Genomic DNA, 19,606 nt, shown 5'->3' with positions numbered 1-19,606 from the left:
GGGCCGTGTCATGCCGTTCACCTTGCCGGGCGTCCTGCCAGCCTCTCGCTAGAGGCCCAGCGCCTTCGCCTCCTTGTCCGGGGCGAGCCCGACCACCGGGCGGTCGGGGCGCTGCGGCGCCGCCCCGCCGATGGACCGCAGCCACTCCCAGGTGTCGCGCACCGTGTCGGTCACCGGCCGCGTTCCGAGCCCCGCGTCGATCGCCTTCCGCGAGGACGTCCGGTGCATCGTTTCGTGCAGCTCGCCCGGCGCAAGCCACACCGGCAGCTCCATCCACTGCTCGATGCCCGCGGCGAGCACCGTCTCCGGATCGGTCCAGCGCAGCGACGCGTCCGGCCCCGCCACGGCCGTGCAGGCGTCGAGCAGTTCGCCCATCGTGATCTGCCCCATCGGGCTGACCAGGTTGTACGGGCCGTGCAGCCCGGCACTCGCCGCGTGCAGGATCCACTCGGCGAGGTCCCGCACGTCGATGTACTGGATGTCCAGGTCGCGGGGGCCGGGGGCGAGGACGGGCCCGCCCCGCGCGACGCGGTTCAGCCACCACGGCAGCCGCCCGATGTTCTCGTAGCGCCCGAGGATCAGCCCGGCCCGCGCCAGCACCGTCCGCCCGGCCCCGAACTCGGCGACCGCGGCCAGCTCGCCGCCCCGCTTGTCCTGCGCGTACTCCGTCGCGTCCGCGTCCGGATCGCCGTCCACCACGGGGAAGCTCTCGTCGGACCCGGCCTCGCCGGGGTAGCGGTAGACGGAGCCGCTGGAGACGTAGACGTACCGGCCGGCCCGCCCCGCGAGGAGCCGGGCCGACTCCCGCACCACCCGGGGCGCCGCCGACCAGGTGTCGACCACCACGTCCCACTCGCCGTCGGCGAGCGCCGCGAGGCCGCCCTCGGCGGTGCGGTCGCCGTGCACGGCCGTGGCCCCCTCGGGCGCCGCGTGGTGGCCGCGGTGGAAGACGGTCACCTCCCAGCCCCGGGCGAGGGCCGCCTCGGTGACCGCACGTCCCACGAACTCGGTACCGCCCAGCATCAGAAGTCTCATGAGGGCGACTCTGCCCGGACGACCTGTGCCGGGGGAACCGGATTCTGCTCGCAGCAGAGCAAGGACCCGTACTGCGCTCCAGGTCAGCGCGGTGTCAGCGGCGCGTACTTGTAGCCGACCCGGCGCACCGTCTGGATCGTCCTGCGGTGCTCGGCGCCGAGCTTGCGGCGCAGCCGGGCGACGTGGACGTCGACGGTCCGGCCGTCGCCCACGTGCCCGTACCCCCACACCGTGGTCACCAACTGGTCGCGGGTGTGCACCCGGTGGGGGTGCGCGACGAGGTGGGCGAGCAGCTCGAACTCCAGGTACGTGAGGTCGAGGAGGCGTCCGTCGACTTCGGCGGCACGCTGTCCGGCGTCGATCCTGACCGGTCCCGCGGCGGGCGCGGGCCGGGGCTCGGGCGGTGCGGGGGCGGCGGCGACGGGCTCCTGGCCCGCCGGTACGAGGACGAGGTAGCCGACCATCGGGGGCTGCCCCGGCAGGGTCGGCAGGGTGTGCTGCGGCGCGGGCAGCCAGGTGGCGCCCGGCGGCAGGAAGTCGGAGATCTGCGCCACCTCGTCGGGGGCGACGGCTCGCAGTCGGCCGCGGCCCGGCACCGGGGGAGGGGTGAGGGCGGTGGGGGCGGTGGCGGAGAAGGATCGGGTGTTCGCCATGGTGGGATCAGCTCTTTCGCGCGAAGGAGTCGTCAGAAACGAGACGTACGTCGTGCGCGTCAGGCGAAGGCCGCGTGAACGGCTTTAGAGGGCCCGCGCGTTCATCGCGCGGCAACACACCCGGTCGAAGTCGTGATGCTGCCGGGAGGGCCAGAAGGGCTCGAGGTCATGACGACCTGTCGCGGTGATCCGGTGGCTGCCCATGGCTCCATTGAATCAGATGGCGACGGGGGCGCCCACCGGTACCGGTGGGCGCCCCCGTCGGTGACGGTCGGACGGATCAGACCTGGCCGGCCTTCTCGAGGGCGGTGCAGCAGGTGTCGACGAGCAGCCGCGTCACGACGTACGGGTCGACGTTCGCGTTCGGGCGGCGGTCCTCGATGTAGCCCTTCTGCTCCACCTCGACCTGCCACGGGATGCGCACCGAGGCGCCGCGGTCGGAGACGCCGTACTTGTACTCGTCCCAGGGCGCGGTCTCGTGCAGACCGGTGAGGCGGTCGTCGATGCCCGCGCCGTAGTTCTTGACGTGGTCGAGCGGCTTCGAGCCCTCGCCGAGGGACTCGCAGGCGGTGATGATCGGGGCGTACCCCTCACGCATCGCCTTGGTGGAGAAGTTGGTGTGGGCGCCCGCGCCGTTCCAGTCGCCCTTGACCGGCTTGGGGTCGAGGGTCGCGGAGACCTTGAAGTCCTCGGCGGTGCGGTAGAGCAGCCAGCGGGCGATCCACAGCTGGTCGGAGACCTCCAGGGGGGCCAGCGGGCCGACCTGGAACTCCCACTGTCCCGGCATGACCTCGGCGTTGATGCCGGAGATGCCGAGGCCGGCCGTGAGGCAGTGCTCCAGGTGCGCCTCGACGACGTCACGGCCGAAGATCTCGTCCGAGCCGACGCCGCAGTAGTAGCCGCCCTGCGCGGCGGGGAAGCCGCCGACCGGGAAGCCGAGCGGGCGGTCGCCCTCGAAGAAGGTGTACTCCTGCTCGATGCCGAAGATCGGCTCCTGCGCTCCGAAACGGGCCTCGACCTCGGCGAGTTCGGCGCGGGTGTTGGACTCGTGCGGCGTCATGTCCGTGTTGAGGACCTCGCACAGGACGAGTACGTCCGCGCCGCCGCGAATCGGGTCCGGGCAGGTGTAGACGGGCTTGAGGACGCGGTCCGACGCGTGGCCCTTGGCCTGGTTCGTGCTGGATCCGTCGAAGCCCCAGAGCGGCAGCTCGGTGCCCTTCGCGTCGTCCGCAAGGATCTTCGTCTTGGAACGGAGCTTGGCGGTCGGCGCGGTGCCGTCGATCCAGATGTACTCAGCCTTGAAGGTCACGGGGGCCTCATCCTTTGACGCTCGGTACGGCGCAGAACGTGCGGGTGCTGCGGTGCCGTGGTGATGTGCGGCAGCCTGGCAATCCGCGATTTCCCGACCGTTGCCCTTGTGTGAACCCCGTGTTACCTGCGGTGGGTGTGGCTCACGTCACCGGTCCCACGTCACCGGTCCCACGTCACCGGGCGCCCGTCGCTCAGGGCCGTGTCGGCGCGGTCATTTGATGACGGCGTTGGCGGCCGCGATGGCAAGGCCGATGGCCGCGTCGGCGCCGCCGATCAGGACGGCGGAGCGGCGCCGGTAGCCGACCCGCAGCGCGGCGACGGTGCCCCAGGCGAAGAGCAGGGCGGCGTTCAGGAGCAGCCCGCCGTAGGTGACGCGGCTCTCGGGCCAGCCGAGGGCGCCCGCGAGGATCAGCAGCAGCACGGTCGGCCAGCAGGCGACGATCACCGGCCACTCGTTCACCAGCGCCCAGAGCAGTTGGCGCCAGCGGTGGGTGCCGTGCCCCGGCCGGTGCGTCGACATGTGGTGCGCGTAGCCGTGCGCGAGCGCGGCCGTGCCCGCGGTCACCATGACCCAGGCCGCGTCGTAGTACGGCGTGTAGGGGGTGCCTTCCGAGTGCAGCGCCGCGAGCAGCGCGCTCGCGAGGACCGTTCCGTATACACCCCCGAACATCCAGCTCCGCACGGCGCGCTCCTCTCCGTGTGCCGGATCCTTCGTCCGGGCGACGGCGTGTGGAGCCCCCTACCCTAGACAGGCATATGTAACGGTTTGCCGGACTTCGGCCATCGGTCGGGGGTCATCTCGGCGCGCACCCGGGTCATCGCGGCGCTCAGGTCATCTCGGCTCCGGGGTCAGCTCAGCGCGACAGCGCGTCCCGCACCGCCTCCTCCGTGCGGCCCACCACCGCCGTGCCGTCGTCCGCCGTGATGATCGGGCGCTGGATCAGCTTGGGGTGACCGGCGAGCGCCGTGATCCAGCGGTCGCGGGCCGAGGCGTCGCGGGGCCAGGCCGCGCGGTCCGCGAGGTTCAGCTCCTTTGCCTCCGGCTCCTGGGTCCTGGTGATGTCCCAGGGTTCGAGGCCGAGGCGGTCGAGCGCGGCGCGGATCTCGTCCTCGGTCGGGACGTCTTCGAGGTAGCGGCGCACGGTGTAGTCGGCGCCCTCCGCGTCGAGCAGCGAGAGGGCGCTCCGGCACTTCGAACAGGCGGGGTTGATCCAGATCTCCATGCCCGTACGGTACCCCCAGCCCCACCCGTTCCGGGCGTTCGCGAGCGCCTCTGTTCGAATAGCCCAAAGGCCGTCTGGCCAGCGGCGATTGTCAGTGCCTCGCAGTAGAATCACAGTAGTGTTCGAGGGCGCCCGACGGGGGGTCCTGACCGCGACAGGAGGATGCCTGTGCCCGCTGCCGCACTCACATCGAAGCGTGTGTCCAAGACCGTACCGAAGCCCGTACCGAAGCCCGTCCTGATCGACCTGCCGTACGTACCGCTGGAGAAGAAGGCGCTGCCCGCCGGGCGCCCGCGCGAGTGGTACGTCAACCACAACCGTCGACTCAAGGCGATGCGCCTTGCCATCGCCCTGCTCGACTCCGGCGTCTATCTGCCGAACCAGGCGAAGAACAGCACGATACGGCGCATGGCCGAGGATGTCGGGATCCATCCGCCGTCCGACATCACCTGCCATATGGTGCGGGCGTTGATGCGGTACAGCCGCTGAGCAAGTACGGGGCCTGTGGCGGCAGTTGACCGCCGCGGGCCCCGTTTCCGCACGGGCCTGTGCGGTCGCGTGTGCGATGGGACATGCTGGGCCCCATGACCCTGCCGGAACCCGTCGGCGAACTGCCGCTCCTGTTGACCGCCGAACTCCCGGACGGCACCCGCCTTCCCGTGCGCGGCCTGCGCGCCCCCGCACCGGAACGCTTCCTTCCGTCGGGCTCGGGTCCGGCGCCGGGCCCGCCCCCGGCCCCCGCGGTGCTCATCCTGCCCGCGATGGGCACCGCCGCCCGCTACTACCGCCGCTTCGCACGCCAACTGCACGACGAGGGCCTTACGGTGCTCACCGTCGACCTGCGCGGTCAGGGCGAGTCGGCCCCCGGCGCCACCGGCACCCCCGGCGCCCCCGCCGACACCCGGCACGGAGCGCTCGACCATGGCTACCGCGCGATCGTGGAGGAGGACCTCCCCGCGGTCGTCGCGGCGATCCGCGACGAGCTCGGCCCCGAACCGCCCCTGCACCTCCTCGGCCACAGCCTCGGCGGCCAACTCGGCCTGGTGTACGCGGCGGTGGCGCAGGGAACCCCCGGCCGCTCCGGCCACTCCGGTCGTCCCGGTCGTCCCGGTCGTCCCGGCGTTGACGGAGTGGCGCTCGTCGCCACCGGCTCGGTCTGGTACCGCGCGTTCGGCCCGCTGCGCGGCGTCGGCCTGTTCCTCTTCCAGCTCCTGGTCACCGGCGCGGTGACCGTGCTCGGCCGCTGGCCCGGCACCCGGCTCGGCTTCGGCGGCGATCAGCCCAAGGGCGTCATGCGCGACTGGGCGAGGCAGGTGCGCACCGGCCGCTACCGCGCCAAGGGCTCCGCGCTCGACTACGAAGCGGCGCTCGGCGCCTTGGAGCTGCCCGTGCTCGCGGTCTCCGTGGAGCAGGACGGCTACGCCCCCGTCACCGCCCTCGACCACCTGCTCGGCAAGGTCCCGCAAGCCCGCCTCACCCGTCGCCACTACACGACGCAGGAGGCGGGCCGACGGCTCGACCACTTCGCGTGGACCCGGGCGGGCGCGACGCTGGCCAAGCGGGTGGCGGCGTGGACGGCGGACGAGGAGAGGCCCGGCACGACGGCGGTCACCGGCCGCTGAGGCGAGCGGAGTGTGTCGGCGGAGTGCGTCCCGGCTGCTTCCCGTCACCCGAGCAGGGCGTCCACGAGGCGTCGCCGGTCCGCCGCGTGGTCCCGTAGCCAGGCGCCCAACGCATGGCCCGCGTCCGGCAGTTCGAGGCGCGTGAACCGTGCGCGGGTGCCGAGAGCCTCGTCTATGGCTGCCGTGACCTCGGGCGGGATCACCGCGTCGGTGCCGGGCACCACGAGCACCGCCCGGCCGCGGAAGTCCCGGTAGATGTCGAGCGCGGCGGACTCGCGCCACCGGCCCGGCGTACGGATGATCTCCGTGAAGCGGCCGTCGCCGTCGCCGAAGGGGAGCGGCCAGGCCGCCGTCGCGTACACGGCGGGCGCGCACAGGCCGATGCCCGTGACCCGTGCGCCGAAGTGCGCCACCAGGTCAGCCACGGTCTGCCCGCTCATGCTGAACCCGACGAACACCAGCCCGTCCGAGCCGGGCATCCGCTCCTCGACCACCGCGACCGCCTGCTCGAACCGCCGCCGCAGGCTCAACTCCCGCAGCTCGCCCGAGCTTTCGCCGTGCCCGGAGAAGTCGAACGTGAGCGCCCGGCAGCCGCGCGCGGCGAAGTCGGCCTGGAGGGCGGCAAGGCGCACCTTGCTTCCGGCGCCCGCGCCGTGCAGGAGGACGACGGTGGTGGCCGGGTCGGCCGGGTCGGCCGGGTCCCGCACGGCGCCGGGCACCGCCTCCGAGCAGCTGAGCGTCTCGCCGTCACAGACGAAGGAGAAGACGGCTGTGGAAGGAGTGGAAGGAGTGGAAGGAGTGGAAGGAGTGGAAGGGGTGGCGGGGGTGAAAGGAGCGGAGGGGGTGGAAGAGGCGGGCGTGGCGAGGGAGTCCTGAGTCATGCCGCCTATCCTCGGCCGGGCCCCCGTGCCGTGGGGCGCGTAACGGGAAGATGAGGCATATGGCGACGACCGTGTCCGTGTTCACCCTCGGCGGCACCATCTCCGCCCGAGGCGGCGGCGGTTCGGCCCGGCTGTCCGGGGCCGAGGTCCTCGCGGCGACCGGCGCGATCCCGCCCGGCGTCGAGGTGGAGGTCCACGACGTCCGCAGGCTGCCCAGCTCCTCGCTGAGCGTGGAGGACGTGGCCGCCCTCGCCGAGCGGGTCGAGGAGGCGGCGGCCGCCGGGCACGGCGTCGTCGTGGTGCAGGGCACCGACACCCTGGAGGAGACCGCCTTCCTCCTCGACCTCGCCTGCGCGCCCCGCACCCCCGTCGTGGTCACCGGCGCGATGCGCCGCCCTGACCTGCCGGGCGCCGACGGCCCGGCGAACCTGGCCGCGGCGGTCGCCGTCGCCGCGGACCCGGAGTGCGCGGGGCTCGGCGTCGTCGCGGTCCTCGCGGACGAGATCCACGCGGCACGGCACGTGCGCAAGTGCCACACCACGTCCGTCGCGACCTTCGCGTCGCCGGGCGCGGGCCCTCTCGGCCGGGTCGTCGAGGGCAGGCCGCGCGTCCTGCTCCGCCCGGCCGGGCCCACCGTGGCCCGCCCGTTGAGCCTGCGCGGCCCGGCCAGGGTCGCCCTGGTGACGCTCGCGCTCGGCGACCGCGGCGAACTCCTCGACGCAGTCGACGACCGCTTCGGCGGCCTGGTCGTGGCGGCGTTCGGCGCGGGCCACGTCCCCACCTGGCTCGTCGAACCGCTGACCGCGCTCGCCGCCCGCATGCCGGTGGTCCTCGCCTCCCGCACGGGCGCGGGCCCGCTGCTCAGCGAGACGTACAAGGGTCCGGGTTCCGAGTACGACATGCTCGGGCGCGGCCTGCTCTCCGCGGGTCCGCTGGACGCGCCGAAGGCCAGGCTCCTGCTGCACGCGCTGCTTGCGGACGGCGCCGACCACGCCCAAGTGGCCGACGCCTTCCGCGCGTTGGTGAACTAGCGGGTCGGTGAACCGGCGGGACGGTGAACTAACCGATCTGGTCCGGGGTGACCGTCAGCCACCGCTTGTCGGCGGTCACCTTCTGACCGAGCTCGCGCTGGCGCTCGGCGTTCTTCTTCTTCATCCCGTCGAGCTGCTTCATGTACGAGTCCTTGCGGTTGACCCAGACGCGCACGCCGCCGTGGTCCACATCGGCGGAGTGGAACAGCATCGGGCCGTCGCTCGACGGTGTGTCACCGGCGGCGAGGATCGGCTTCTTCCACTCGTCGATGTAGGTGTTGATGGCCGCGGGCTTGCCCTCGTACCAGGTCAGCGGCGCCCACAGGTTCGGCGTCAGCTCACGCTTCGCGAGCTTCGCGCGGTCCTTCTCGCCGAAGCGGCCCTCGGCGATCTCCTTGCGGGAGCTGGTGACTGCGCCGGTCTTGCGGTCCTTCAGCTGCGCGGAGACGCCGATGACGTTCTCCGGCTTCACGCCGTAGCCGTACTTCGGGTCGGCGAGGACCATGCGCACCAGGTCCTCGCTGGCCGCGCTGACCACGTACACCTCGACGCCGTGCGCGCGCAGCGTCTTGTAGAGCTGCTGCATGCCGCGCGAGAACTCCGGCGGCTTCACCTCGGTCTTCGTGAGCTTCCCGTCCTCGTAGTACTCGGCCGGGATCGGCTTCTTGTACGCGAGGAGCTCGTCGACGTACCCCTTGAGCTCCTTCAGCGTGAAGCCGGAGAAGATCTGCGCGGCCCAGGGGTAGGAGACCTGGTCGTCCACATCGCACAGCCGCAGGTAGTAGCTGTAGAGGCTCTCCTTGTGACCGGCCTTGTCCTTGAAGGGCATGATCTTCAGGGACGGGTCCATCGTCTTGCGGGTGAGGACGCCCTTCATCTCCAGGAACGGCAGCAGCGCCTCTTCGAGGTCGTTGCGGTACGTGGTGTTGTCCGCGTCGAAGACCGCGTACGCGCCCTTGTGGTCGTTCTTCGCGATGACCTTGCCGAGCTTCTTCGCCACGGGCTTCGGCCAGTGCGACAGCTCGCGGGCGGTGGCCGCCGAGGTGTCGGCGGCGTTCGCCTCGCTCGTCGGCCACAGCGCGCTGCCCGCGAGGACGGCGGCGGCCAGCGCGCCCGTGGTGCCGATGACGGCCAGCTTGCCCTTTGCCCGTACTGCCATGTTGTTACGTCCCTGCCGTTCCTGAGAGCGATGCGCGGCCCCGTCCGGAGCGGCGCGCAATGCTATGGGGCACGGCGGACATTTCCCATGATCGAAGTCACCGGGTCCCGGGGGCATGGGGGAAGTGAACGCGGGTAGGCGAGGTTGACGCCGGGACGGCCCCGGACCCTGGCTCCCGGCGTCACCCGTGTCGTCACCCGTGTCGTCACCCCTGTCGCCGTGACCGCCCGGTACCCACCGCGCATACTGGTTTCCATGGGCTCCCGTGAGTTCGTCCGGGCCGCGCCGCGGCTCGACGGCATGGTCGTCTCCGCCGTCGGCTACCGCACCGCGGGGCAGCGCCCCGCCCTGCACCGGGGCCTGCCCTCGCCGTACCTGACGGTGATCTTCTCGCTGGACGGTCCCATCGCCACCGGCGGCACCCCCGACCGGGCGACAGGACCGGACGCGGCGCGCACCGAGATCGTGGTGGGCGGCCTGCACCAGAGCCCCGCGTACGTCGTACAGGCCGAGCACGAGGCGGGCATCCAGCTCGCCGTGCACCCCCTCGCGGCCCGAGCGCTCCTCGGCCTGCCCGCCGCCGATCTGACCGGACAGCTCGTCGTCGACGGCACGGACGTGTTCGGCGACCGCGCCGCCGACGTCCGGGAACGGCTGTGCGAGCTGGACAACTGGGCGGACAGGTTCACCCACCTCTCCGCCTATCTGCGGCGGCTCGCGTCCGACGACCGTGCCGCGAGCCCCGTCCGCCCGGAGGTCGCCGAGGCCTGGGCGTGGCTGGCCCGGCACCACGGTGCGGGCACCCTGGACGGCCTGTCCCGGCACGTCGCGCTCAGCGAACGCCGGCTGACCGCGCTGTTCCGCGCCGAGACCGGCCTGAGCCCCAAACAGGCCGCGCGCCTGATGCGCTTCCAGCACGCGAAGGCCACCGTGACCCGCGCCGTCGCGCGGGGCTGCCCGCCGGACCTCGCCCGGGTCGCGGCCGACACCGGCTACTACGACCACTCGCACCTCGTCCGCGACTTCCGGCAATACACAGGGGTGAGCCCCACCGGCTGGCTGGCCGAAGAGTGCCGGAATATCCAAGCCGGGGCGCACGGTACGGGCGAAGACTCGAAGGCATGAACACCACACCGCACACCACACCGAACCTGACCCCTGATCCGAACCCGGACCCGAACCCTGAGCCGAGCCCGGCCGCGGGTGAGCACCTCACCACGCCCCCACCCGCCATCTGGCCGGGCGTGCAGGCCCAGGACGCCCCCGCGCTGATCGACTTCCTCGTCGACACCGTCGGCTTCCTGCGCACCGCCGTCTACGAGGACGGGGGCCGCGTCGCCCACGCCCAGCTCGACTGGCCCGAGGGCGGCGGCATCATGCTCGGCTCGTACGACCCGGAGGCCGCGGCCACCTGCGGCACACCCGGCACCGCGGGCGCCTACGTCGTCACCGCCCGGGTCGACAACCTCTACCGCCGCCTCGTCGCGGCGGACGTGAAGATCACCGCCGAGATCGAGGACAAGCCGTACGGCAGCCGCGAATTCGGCATCGAGGACCCGGAGGGAAACCGCTGGTCGTTCGGCACCTACCGCGGCGAGCCGAGGCCCGCACCGACCGCGTGAGGGGCCGCCGGGTGCGTGATAACTTGCGCAAGCCAGTCAAACCCACACCTGGGCCAGGGAATCCGGTGAAAAACCGGAACTGACGCGCAGCGGTGAGGGGGACGGGCGGGGCCACGGCCACTGGGCGTCTCAGGACACCCGGGAAGGCGCCCCGCCCGGTCGATCCCGAGTCCGAAGACCTGCTGGCGCCTCCGCTCGCACACCGGGCGGCGGAGGCCGTGACGCAGGCCAGGCTCCGCGTATGAGCCGTGAGACTCAAGGGATCCCGTGTCCTCGACAGCCCGTATATCCGCCCTCCTCTGTGCCTGCCTGCTCGCGCTCACCGCGTGCGGCGACGGCTCCGGGAAGAAGTCCGGTACCGCCGGGGGCAAGAACGCCGACGGCTATCCGGTCACGGTCAGCTCCTGCGGCAAGGAGGCGAAGGTCGAGGCGCCGCCGCGGCGGGCCGTCTCCCTCGACCAGGGATCCACGGAGATCCTGCTCTCCCTCGGCCTCGCCGACCGCATGGCCGGTACCGGCACCTGGACCGACCCGGTCCTGAAGAACCTGGCGCAGGACAACGCGAAGGTGGAGCGGCTCGCCGACCGCTACCCGTCGCTGGAGAAGGTCCTCGCCAAGGAGCCGGACTTCGTCAGCGCCTCCTTCCTCTACACGGTCGGCAAGGGCGGGGTCGCCGACCGCGCGAAGTTCACCGAACTCGGCGTGCCCGTCTACGTCTCGCCCACCGACTGCGCGGGCAAGGACAACGGCGGCTCCGGCGACGGCAAGCGCGTGAAGACCCTCACCATGGACAGCGTCTACGGCGAGGTGCGCGACCTGGCGAAGGTCTTCGACGTCGAGAAGCGCGGCGAGAAGCTGATCGCCGACATGAAGAGCCGCGTCGACAAGGCCACGAAGGACATCGACGCCTCCGACGCGCGCCTCATGTACTGGTTCGCCAACTCCGACGCCCCGTACATGGCGGGCTGCTGCGGCGCCCCCGGCATCATCACCCGCGAACTCGGCGCGAAGAACGTCTTCGACGACACCCGCGAGGAGTGGCCCCAGATCAACTGGGAGACCGTCGCCGATCGCGACCCCGACGTCATCGTCCTCGGTGACCTCACCCGCAAGTCGCAGTCGGCCGAGAGCGCCGCGGCGAAGATCGAGTTCCTGGAGTCCAACCCGGCGACGAAGAACCTGACCGCCGTGAAGAAGAAGCGGTACGTGCTGCTCAGCGGCCAGGCCATGAACCCCACGATCCGCACGGCCGACGGCATCGAACAGGTCGCGGCAGCGCTGCGGAAGTTCGGACTCGTCACGTGACGCGGGTGGGGGACGTGGCACCCGGCATGGAGGACGTGGCACCCGGCATGGAGGACGTGGCACCCGCCACGGAGGACGTGGCGCCCGGCGCCGTACACCCTCCCGCCCCGCCGCCGCACGGCCTGCGTACGGGGCTTCGCCCGGGGCTTCGCCCGGGACTTCGCGTGGGCCTGCGCCTGAGCCTGCTCTGGTCGCTGGGCGTCGCCGCGCTCCTCCTCTCCGTCTCCGTGGCCGTCACCATCGGCCCCGCGGACATCTCCGTGCCCGACGTGTGGTCGACCGTCGTCGCCCACCTCGGCTGGGGCGAGACCCCGCTCACCCCGATCAGGGACGGCATCGTCTGGAACCTGCGGATGCCGCGCACCCTGCTGGCCGCGGTCTGCGGCGCGGGCCTCGCGGTCTGCGGGGTGGTCATGCAGTCCCTGCTCCGCAACCCCCTCGCGGACCCCTTCGTGCTCGGGGTGTCGTCCGGGGCGTCCACGGGAGCCGTCGCGGTCGTCGTCCTCGGGGTCGGCGGGGGAGCGGTGTCGATCTCGGCGGGCGCCTTCGCCGGAGCGGTCTGCTCCTTCGCCCTTGTGCTGTTCCTGAGCCACACGCTGGGCGACACCACGGACCGGGTGGTGCTGTCCGGCGTCGCGGCCATGCAGCTCTTCTCCGCACTGACCTCGTTCGTCGTGCTCACGGCAGGCGACGCCGAGACCACCCGTGGCGTGCTGTTCTGGCTCCTCGGCTCGCTCAGCGGGATCGGCTGGACGGACGTGTGGCTGTGCGGCGGGGTGCTCGCGGTGACGCTGCTCGTCTGCCTCACCCACGCCCGCACGCTCGACGCGTTCGCGTTCGGCCAGGAGGCGGCCGCGACGCTGGGCGTCCGGGTGGCCCGCACCCGTCTCATCCTGCTCTGCACGACGGCACTGCTGACCGCGGCCCTGGTCAGCTCGGCGGGTGCCATCGGCTTCGTCGGCCTGGTCCTGCCGCACGCGGCCCGCGCGTTCGTCGGTTCCGGGCACGCCCGGCTGCTTCCGGTCACGGCGCTCGCCGGCGCGGTCTTCCTGGTCTGGGTGGACACGCTGGCCCGCACGGCCCTTGACCCGCAGGAGGTCCCGGTCGGCGTGGTGACGTCACTCATCGGCGTACCGGCGTTCGTGGCGGTGCTGTACCGGACGAGGAGGGTGTCATGACGTACGAGGAGAGTGTCGTGACGTACGGGAAGGGTGTCATGAACCACGACATACTCCCCGCGGACGCGACGCCGGGAACGCCGGGAACGCCGGGAACGCCGGGAACGCCGGGAACGCCGGGAACGCCGGGAACGCCGGGAACGCCGGGAACGCCGGGGACGACGGGGCTGCGCGCCGACCGGGTCAGCCGGGAGGCGGGCGGGCGCCTCGTCGTCGACGGCGTCAGCCTCGCCCCGCCCACCGGCGCCACCGTCGGGCTCCTCGGCCCCAACGGCTCCGGCAAGTCCACGCTCCTGCGCATCCTCGCGGGCGTCCTCGCCCCGGCCTCGGGGATCGTCACCCTGGACGGCCGCTCGCTGACCGACACGGGCCGCCGGGCGGTGGCGCGCCGGATCGCCGTGGTCGAGCAACATGCTGCGACACAGGTCGAGTTGACCGTACGGGACGTTGTACGACTCGGCCGTATCCCGCACCGTCGAGCCTGGTCGGCCCCGACGCCCCACGACGAGCGGGCCGTACGCGACGCGCTGGCGCGCACCGGTCTCACCGAACGCGCCGCCCAGGCCTGGCACACCCTCTCCGGAGGCGAACGCCAGCGCGTCCAGATCGCCCGCGCCCTCGCCCAGGAACCCCGCGAACTCCTCCTCGACGAGCCGACCAACCACCTGGACATCCAGCACCAGTTGGACCTCCTCTCCCTGGTGGCGGAGCTCCCGGTGACCAGCGTGATCGCGCTGCACGACCTCAACCTGGCGGCGATGTTCTGCGACCACCTGCTCGTCCTGCGGGAGGGCACGGCGTACGCGGCGGGGCCCCCGGCCGAGGTGATCACCGAGGAGCTGATCGCGGAGGTCTACGGGGTGCGGGCGGTGGTGACGCCGGGGGAGGAGGACAGCGGCCTGCCGGGCGGCCGCCCTTCGGTGCGGTTCCTGCGGAGCTGAGCCGCGGGCCGGGACCAGGCCAGACGCACGGAAATGGCCCTACTGGGAACCCGCCGACCGCCTTAGGTTCAAGGGAAGGGCCGACGCCGACGAAGGCCCCGCGAGGACCGCAAGGAATGAGGACCCACAGGGATGCCGGAACCATCAGCAAGGCCAGCGGAACCACTACCGCCCGAGCCCCCCGCGAACCCGCCGATTCCGGGTAGCGCGGTGGCCGCTGTGATCGCCCAGGTGAGCGACATCCACATCGACACCGGCGCCGAGGACGGCGGACGCAGCGTGGCCCGCACCCGGGCCGTCATGGACTACCTGAACGACCTCCCGTACGACCTGGACGCCGTCATCGTCACCGGCGACATCGCCGACCACGCGACCCCGTCCGAGTACGAGGCGGCCCGCAAGCTCCTCACGTCCCGGCACCCGCTGCTGACCTGCCCCGGCAACCACGACGAGCGCGCCGCGTACCGCGAGCACCTGCTGGGCGAACCCCCGAGCACGGCGCCGATCAACATTTCCCACACGACCGACCGCTTCGTCCTGGCCCTGTGCGACACCTCGGTCCCCGGCGAGGACCACGGCAGACTGGCGGACGAGACGCTGGCGTGGCTGTCCGCCCTCCTGGCCGACACCCCGCCCACGCGCCCGGTCCTGATCGCCTTCCACCACCCGCCGGTCCCGCTGCACACGCCGTACGTGGACGGCATCCGCCAGTTCGACGAGGACCGCCTGGCTGACCTGACGGCACGGCACCCGAACGTCACGGCGTTCCTGGCAGGCCACGCCCACACACCCGTGGCGACGACGTTCGCGGGCCGCCCCCTGCTCGTGGCCCCCGGCGTGGTCTCCACGCTCCGCCTCCCGTGGGAACACCAGTCGTCCCCGTCCCACCACGTCCACCGGGACCTGCCCCCGGCCGTCGCCTTCCACGCCCTGGACGCCTCGGGCCGCCTGACCACGCACTTCCGCCCGGTCCCGGCCCCGCTCCCCACGGCCTGACCGCTCCGCTCACCGGAAGGCTCACCGGAAGGTGGCGACCCAGGGATCGGCGTCGGGGGCGGGCGGGGGCCGGAATCAGGAAGGGCCGGCCGTGGCCCGAATCGCGGATATGTCGAACTGCAACCGCACCTTCTCACTGACCATCGTGCCGCCCGCCGCCAGCCGCTGGTTGTAGACGAGCCCCCACTCCGTACGGTCGATGGTGGTGGTGCCGTCGAAGCCGACGCGCTCGAACCCGAAGGGATCCACGACCGAACCGAGATAATCGAGCTGCAGCTCTACGGGCCGGGTGACATCGCGAATGGTCAGATCCCCCGCCATCCGAAAAGTCTCCCCGCCCTCGTGCACGGTGGCGGTACTGCGAAACGTCATCTCCGGATAACGCCGCGCGTCGAAGAAGTCGGTGCCGATGAGATGCGCGTCCCGCTGCTCGACGCCGGTGTCGACACTGCCGATCCGGATGACGAGCTCGGCCCGCGACTCCGAAGGCCGATCGCCGTCGAAGTAGAGCGTGCTGTCGTAATCGGTGAAGGCACCCCGGACGGTCGTGACCATGGCGTGCCGCACGGAGAACCCGATGCGGCTGTGCGGCCGGTCGATGGTCCACTGCCCATCCAGCGCGCGCAACGCCGGATCGAGCCCGGCATCACCGGCCCCGCCCTGCCGGTCGAGCGTGCCGAGCCCACCACCCGGCGTCGGCCCGGCACTGGCGGTCTGGCGACGGCTGAAGATGCCCATGGGGCCGTACCTTCTTTCGAACTTCCTGAAGCGATCACTCCGTGCCGTCAGACGGTCGCAGACGCCCCCCATCAAGATGGGCGCCCTCGTCCGTCTTCCATGGCGCCGACGGCAAAGATGCACAGGATCAACATGATGTGAACGCACGATCGGACGACGGTCCGTGACGCACGGTCACGGCGTCACCGCCCGTCCCTTGCGGCTGAAGGATCGTCAGTCGAATTCGCGTAGCGCGGCGATTAACTGATGACCTTCCCCGGCGCCGCGCCGAAGCAGCACGGCCGCCGCCGTGTGCAGCTCGTTCCAGGAGTGTGGGCGTCCGACGGCCGCGGCGTCCGGGACGATCGCTGTAGCCACCGACAGCGCCTGAGCGGCCTCCCCGGCTCCTGCGAGTGCGTGCGCGAGGCAGGCGCGGAACCACGTCTTGTCGCGCCGGTACTGATCCGGCATTCCGGAGAGGCCGACCATGAGCTGATCTACGGCTGTCCGCCAGCCGCGCAAGTGCAGCGTCGCCATCCCGCGTTGCAATGTGAACCAGCCGGTCGAGTAGAAGTACATCCACGGCGGCTCGTCCTCAGGGTGCTCGGATGCCCGCAACATGATCTCCTGCGCTTCGTCGAGGAGGCGGTGCGCGTCGTCGGCCGCGCCGTTGAGAGCGTGACCCCGGGCTGCCATCTGCGTAGCCATCCCCTGCACTCCAAGGGACGTGCCCGGTGCTGACCAGCGGGAGGCTTCGGCGAGGCGCACACAGCGGGTGGCGCGTCCCTTGGACCACGCCAAGTGCCCCTTCATGTTCAACGTGGTGGCTGCCATGTTGGCGTCGCCTGCTTCGAGCGCCCATTCATGGCTGCGGTCGTACCAGGTGAGCGCCGCCGCAGTCTGGTCCTGGTCCTGGGCCATCCAGGCCAGGAACTGCGCGTGCTCGGAGGCCAGTCGGACGACGCGGTCGGCGAGGGGGCCGCGCGCGCTGCCGTACAGGTCGACGACGGTGCGGAGCTGCTGGCGCATCACGTCGACGAGGGGGCGCGAGCCGATGACGTCCTCGGCGCGGCGGTGCTCAGCCAGGAGTCGGTCCAGCCAGTCGAGCGTCGGGGCGTCGACGCGGCTGTCGGAGTCGACCACGCTCGTGACCCGGGCCAACAGATCCTCGTCCGGCCCCGGCCCAAGGAAGTGGAGACCAGCTACCGGGGCTGGGGTGTACGGCCCCATAGTGCCCTGCCGTTCGGGCGCTCCGAGTCCCGCGACGATCCGCGCTTGCACCTCGCTTGAGGTCACCCGTCGCCGTCCGCGCTCGATGTCGGAAAGGTCGGACTGTGCGAGGCCGACGCGTTCCCCGATCTTCGTCTGGCTGAGTCCGGTGAGCTTTCGGTACGTACGAAAGACGGCCCCCCAGTCCTGCCCGGTAAGCGCGGCGAGCAACTGCGGGTGAGACCACAGGTCGAGGGCCGGTTCCCTGTCCATGTCCCGAATATAGGGCGGTCCTATAGAGCCGTGGGATGGGAGCGGCACGTATCCGTCGTAAGGGTCTATGCAGACAGACCCCCGTGACGGCTCGCACGCGCCCCGGGGGCATGGCTCACGCTTCGAGGAGCGCCAGCATGAACGACACTCACCACACCCCCGGCGCTGAGGGAACGGCGTCCGAGAGCACGGAGCGGCCCGGCGTCGGCACCCTGGTGATCGACATGGCGAGGATGAGACTGGGGCGCGTCATGGACTATGTGGGCGCCCGTGCCCAGCTTCGCCCCCCGGCGGGTGGCTGCGAGTGGGACGTCAGCCCTGAGTACATCCGCGAAGCCAGGGGCGACGAGATCCTGCACGCGAGCGTCGCGGAGATCAGCCAGGCGCCCAAGGGGCAGGCGTCATGACGGCGGAGGTACTGCCCGACCCGAAGACGCTGAGCAATCTTCAGCTGACCGAGCAGGCGTGCGTCCTGTGTGGTGCGCGACTGTACCGCGATCGATTGCTGGGCACAGCCACGTATCGGGACCACCTCGGCAGAAAGTACACCGCAGAGCTGTGGGTGTGTGATCCGCCGTGCAAGCCGTCGTGACCCGCGCCTGCCGCGAGTGCGGCGAAGTGGTCGACGACGCGGTCGCGGTCGCCCTGGAGCATGTGGCGAGCACGGCTAGACGCGTCGTCTTTCTCTGCCCACTGTGCACGGCGGACCTCAAGATCATGCGGCTGACCGACCCACCCTGAAGGCTCTCTCGGCTACCTCCGGTACGTGGGCGAGACGACCTCATAGGGCGGGTATCCGCCTCGGTGGCCGAGGCGTCAAGGGGGCGGCAAGTCAGACGAAGAGACCCCCACCTTGTTCAGGAGGGGGTCTTTTCGGTGTCTGGCGGCTAGTCAGCTTACGGTGATCGCCTTGCACAGGGATCGCCTCAGCTCAACCGGCCACGTGTTTTAGATGTCGAAGTAAAGCTCGAACTCGTGCGGGTGCGGGCGAAGCTGGATCGGGGCGATCTCGTTCGTGCGCTTGTAGTCGATCCACGTCTCGATCAGGTCGGGGGTGAAGACACCGCCCGCCAGCAGGTACTCGTGGTCCGCCTCGAGGGCGTCGAGGACGGCCGGGAGCGAGGTCGGGACCTGGGCGACGCCCGCGTGCTCCTCGGGGGCCAGCTCGTAGAGGTCCTTGTCGATCGGCTCCGGGGGCTCGATCTTGTTCTTGACGCCGTCCAGGCCGGCCATCAGGAGCGCCGAGAACGCCAGGTACGGGTTCGAGGACGGGTCAGGGGCGCGGAACTCGACGCGCTTGGCCTTCGGGTTGGAGCCCGTGATCGGGATGCGCATGGCAGCCGAGCGGTTGCGCTGCGAGTAGACCATGTTGACCGGGGCCTCGAAGCCGGGGACCAGGCGGTGGTACGAGTTCACCGTCGGGTTGGTGAAGGCCAGCAGCGACGGGGCGTGCTTGAGGATGCCGCCGATGTAGTAGCGGGCGGTGTCCGAGAGGCCCGCGTAGCCCTGCTCGTCGTAGAAGAGCGGGGTGCCGCCGGACCACAGCGACTGGTGGACGTGCATGCCCGAGCCGTTGTCGCCGAAGATCGGCTTCGGCATGAAGGTCGCGGTCTTCTCGTTGCGCCACGCGACGTTCTTCACGATGTACTTGAAGAGCATCAGGTCGTCGGCCGCGGCGAGCAGCGTGTTGAACTTGTAGTTGATCTCGGCCTGGCCCGCCGTGCCGACCTCGTGGTGCTGGCGCTCGACCTGGAGGCCGTTCTTGTCGAGTTCGAGGGAGATCTCGGCGCGCAGGTCGGCGAAGTGGTCGACCGGCGGGGCCGGGAAGTAGCCACCCTTGTAGCGGACCTTGTAGCCGCGGTTGTTCTCGACCGCACCGGTGTTCCAGGCGCCCGCCTCGGAGTCGATGTGGTAGAAGCTCTCGTTCGCCGACGTCTGGAAGCGGACGTTGTCGAAGACGTAGAACTCCGCCTCGGGACCGAAGTACGCGGTGTCCGCGATGCCGGTGGACGCGAGGTACGCCTCGGCCTTCTTCGCGATGTTGCGCGGGTCACGGCTGTACTGCTCGCCCGTGATCGGGTCGTGGATGAAGAAGTTGATGTTGACGGTCTTGTCGCGGCGGAACGGGTCGACCCGGGCCGTCGACAGGTCCGCGCGCAGCGCCATGTCGGACTCGTGGATGGCCTGGAAGCCACGGATCGACGAACCGTCGAAGGCCAGCTCCTCGTCCGGGTCGAACGCCGCCGCCGGGATCGTGAAGTGCTGCATGACACCGGGCAGGTCGCAGAATCGGACGTCGATGAACTTGACGTCCTCGTCCGCGATGTACTTCTTCGCGTCGTCGGCGTTCTGGAACAACATCCAACTCCTCCTACTCCCGCCCGGGGCGGGACGGGGCTACGGCTCGTGGTGCGGCCAGTGCGGTGGCACACGCTGGGACCCGACCATAG

The 19,606-nt window shown here is 71.2% G+C and carries 21 protein-coding genes and 1 riboswitch; of the genes, 11 read left to right on the top strand and 10 right to left on the bottom strand.

Translation table 11 applies throughout. The annotated features are described in order from the left end of the window. Positions 1–48: 48 nt before the first annotated feature. The 5 genes from ABZ953_RS00330 to ABZ953_RS00310 all read right to left on the bottom strand — a co-directional run bounded on the left by ABZ953_RS00330 (position 49) and on the right by ABZ953_RS00310 (position 4,222). Complete coding sequence (locus ABZ953_RS00330) at positions 49–1,035, bottom strand: NAD-dependent epimerase/dehydratase family protein (RefSeq protein WP_361714226.1); 987 nt, start codon at positions 1,033–1,035, stop codon at positions 49–51. A gap of 83 nt (positions 1,036–1,118) precedes the next feature. Continuing rightward, positions 1,119–1,688, bottom strand: a complete 570-nt coding sequence (locus tag ABZ953_RS00325; protein ID WP_361714223.1) for a winged helix-turn-helix domain-containing protein — start codon at positions 1,686–1,688, stop codon at positions 1,119–1,121. Between the two features lie 280 nt (positions 1,689–1,968). Further along, positions 1,969–2,997: a glutamine synthetase gene (gene glnII / locus ABZ953_RS00320; RefSeq protein WP_361714220.1), complete on the bottom strand. Its 1,029-nt coding sequence runs from the start codon at positions 2,995–2,997 to the stop codon at positions 1,969–1,971. 213 nt (positions 2,998–3,210) lie between these two features. Next, positions 3,211–3,681 carry a hypothetical protein gene (locus ABZ953_RS00315; RefSeq protein WP_361714217.1) on the bottom strand — a complete coding sequence of 157 codons (471 nt, stop codon included), beginning with the start codon at positions 3,679–3,681 and terminating at the stop codon, positions 3,211–3,213. 172 nt (positions 3,682–3,853) lie between these two features. Continuing rightward, the gene (locus ABZ953_RS00310) at positions 3,854–4,222 is read right to left on the bottom strand and encodes an arsenate reductase family protein (protein WP_361714214.1); all 369 of its coding nucleotides are present in this window, start codon (positions 4,220–4,222) and stop codon (positions 3,854–3,856) included. 162 nt (positions 4,223–4,384) lie between these two features. On the opposite strand from ABZ953_RS00310, the gene ABZ953_RS00305 reads away from it, so the two are divergent. Together ABZ953_RS00305 and ABZ953_RS00300 are read left to right on the top strand one after the other, a co-directional pair. After that, complete coding sequence (locus ABZ953_RS00305; RefSeq protein ID WP_361714212.1) at positions 4,385–4,711, top strand: hypothetical protein; 327 nt, start codon at positions 4,385–4,387, stop codon at positions 4,709–4,711. 95 nt (positions 4,712–4,806) lie between these two features. Continuing rightward, on the top strand, positions 4,807–5,844 hold the full coding sequence (locus ABZ953_RS00300; protein WP_361714209.1) for an alpha/beta fold hydrolase: 1,038 nt from the start codon (positions 4,807–4,809) through the stop codon (positions 5,842–5,844). 44 nt (positions 5,845–5,888) lie between these two features. Here the strand turns inward: ABZ953_RS00300 and ABZ953_RS00295 are convergent, their stop codons facing one another. After that, positions 5,889–6,725, bottom strand: a complete 837-nt coding sequence (locus tag ABZ953_RS00295; RefSeq protein ID WP_361714206.1) for an alpha/beta fold hydrolase — start codon at positions 6,723–6,725, stop codon at positions 5,889–5,891. A gap of 59 nt (positions 6,726–6,784) precedes the next feature. Between ABZ953_RS00295 and ABZ953_RS00290 the strand changes: the two genes are divergently transcribed. After that, a complete protein-coding gene (locus tag ABZ953_RS00290) occupies positions 6,785–7,756 on the top strand; it encodes an asparaginase (RefSeq protein WP_361714203.1) in 972 nt (323 codons plus the stop codon). A gap of 28 nt (positions 7,757–7,784) precedes the next feature. Here the strand turns inward: ABZ953_RS00290 and ABZ953_RS00285 are convergent, their stop codons facing one another. Continuing rightward, complete coding sequence (locus tag ABZ953_RS00285) at positions 7,785–8,915, bottom strand: HAD family hydrolase (protein ID WP_361714200.1); 1,131 nt, start codon at positions 8,913–8,915, stop codon at positions 7,785–7,787. Between the two features lie 255 nt (positions 8,916–9,170). On the opposite strand from ABZ953_RS00285, the gene ABZ953_RS00280 reads away from it, so the two are divergent. From ABZ953_RS00280 to ABZ953_RS00255, 6 genes are all read left to right on the top strand, one after another. After that, positions 9,171–10,040 (top strand): helix-turn-helix domain-containing protein, encoded by an 870-nt coding sequence (locus tag ABZ953_RS00280; protein ID WP_361714197.1) that lies wholly within the window; start codon positions 9,171–9,173, stop codon positions 10,038–10,040. Beyond that, complete coding sequence (locus ABZ953_RS00275) at positions 10,037–10,537, top strand: VOC family protein (protein ID WP_361714195.1); 501 nt, start codon at positions 10,037–10,039, stop codon at positions 10,535–10,537. Before ABZ953_RS00280 ends, ABZ953_RS00275 begins: the two co-directional genes overlap by 4 nt. Positions 10,538–10,553: 16 nt before the next feature. Next, positions 10,554–10,739: riboswitch (cobalamin riboswitch) on the top strand. 65 nt (positions 10,740–10,804) lie between these two features. Beyond that, positions 10,805–11,842 (top strand): ABC transporter substrate-binding protein, encoded by a 1,038-nt coding sequence (locus ABZ953_RS00270; protein WP_361714192.1) that lies wholly within the window; start codon positions 10,805–10,807, stop codon positions 11,840–11,842. A 14-nt stretch (positions 11,843–11,856) separates the two neighbouring features. After that, positions 11,857–13,020, top strand: coding sequence for an iron chelate uptake ABC transporter family permease subunit (locus ABZ953_RS00265; protein WP_361714189.1), 1,164 nt, complete (start codon positions 11,857–11,859; stop codon positions 13,018–13,020). Next, a complete protein-coding gene (locus ABZ953_RS00260; protein ID WP_361714186.1) occupies positions 13,017–13,961 on the top strand; it encodes an ABC transporter ATP-binding protein in 945 nt (314 codons plus the stop codon). Before ABZ953_RS00265 ends, ABZ953_RS00260 begins: the two co-directional genes overlap by 4 nt. Positions 13,962–14,192: 231 nt before the next feature. Next, the gene (locus tag ABZ953_RS00255; RefSeq protein ID WP_361714183.1) at positions 14,193–14,957 is read left to right on the top strand and encodes a metallophosphoesterase; all 765 of its coding nucleotides are present in this window, start codon (positions 14,193–14,195) and stop codon (positions 14,955–14,957) included. A gap of 75 nt (positions 14,958–15,032) precedes the next feature. Here the strand turns inward: ABZ953_RS00255 and ABZ953_RS00250 are convergent, their stop codons facing one another. Then, complete coding sequence (locus ABZ953_RS00250; protein WP_361714180.1) at positions 15,033–15,695, bottom strand: YceI family protein; 663 nt, start codon at positions 15,693–15,695, stop codon at positions 15,033–15,035. 213 nt (positions 15,696–15,908) lie between these two features. Beyond that, a complete protein-coding gene (locus ABZ953_RS00245) occupies positions 15,909–17,156 on the bottom strand; it encodes a helix-turn-helix transcriptional regulator (RefSeq protein ID WP_361714177.1) in 1,248 nt (415 codons plus the stop codon). 137 nt (positions 17,157–17,293) lie between these two features. On the opposite strand from ABZ953_RS00245, the gene ABZ953_RS00240 reads away from it, so the two are divergent. Together ABZ953_RS00240 and ABZ953_RS00235 are read left to right on the top strand one after the other, a co-directional pair. Beyond that, positions 17,294–17,563, top strand: a complete 270-nt coding sequence (locus ABZ953_RS00240) for a hypothetical protein (protein WP_361714174.1) — start codon at positions 17,294–17,296, stop codon at positions 17,561–17,563. 169 nt (positions 17,564–17,732) lie between these two features. After that, the gene (locus ABZ953_RS00235; RefSeq protein ID WP_361714171.1) at positions 17,733–17,897 is read left to right on the top strand and encodes a hypothetical protein; all 165 of its coding nucleotides are present in this window, start codon (positions 17,733–17,735) and stop codon (positions 17,895–17,897) included. A gap of 207 nt (positions 17,898–18,104) precedes the next feature. Here the strand turns inward: ABZ953_RS00235 and glnA are convergent, their stop codons facing one another. Then, positions 18,105–19,514, bottom strand: a complete 1,410-nt coding sequence (gene glnA / locus ABZ953_RS00230; protein ID WP_361715568.1) for a type I glutamate--ammonia ligase — start codon at positions 19,512–19,514, stop codon at positions 18,105–18,107. Positions 19,515–19,606: the final 92 nt, after the last annotated feature.

The sequence above is a fragment of the Streptomyces sp. NPDC046465 genome, assembly GCF_040646035.1.
In the GTDB taxonomy this organism is placed as follows: Bacteria; Actinomycetota; Actinomycetes; order Streptomycetales; family Streptomycetaceae; genus Streptomyces.
The sequence above is the reverse complement of the archived record's forward strand: the minus strand, read 5'-3'. Positions and strand labels throughout refer to the sequence as shown.